We start from the raw sequence: 239 nt of genomic DNA on the forward strand, positions 1-239 counted from the left end.
GCCCTTTCTACGTGCCTCTGTGTTTTTGCGGACACGGGCACGGGAGTGGACTGCTACAGGTTTCTTGATGACGAGACCATCCTTGATCATCTTACGGATGTTCTGTCTGGAGTTGGTGTTTGCGATCTCATTGATTTCATTTGGATCCAACCACACCTTCTTTTTACCACATCGCATAACAGAGGCTGCAAGCCTCTTCTGCAGCTTGAGGGAACTCATCCTGACACGGTGAGATCCAA

At 49.4% G+C, this 239-nt stretch carries 1 protein-coding gene; it reads right to left on the bottom strand.

Going from position 1 to position 239, the window contains the following annotated elements:
* On the bottom strand, positions 1–219 hold a 219-nt coding region (locus tag F0U47_RS23080), incomplete at its 3' end, for a 50S ribosomal protein L19e domain-containing protein (protein WP_223162888.1).
* Positions 220–239: the final 20 nt, after the last annotated feature.

Origin of the sequence: Nocardioides antri (assembly GCF_008373765.1) — a bacterium.
In the GTDB taxonomy this organism is placed as follows: Bacteria; Actinomycetota; Actinomycetes; order Propionibacteriales; family Nocardioidaceae; genus Nocardioides; species Nocardioides antri.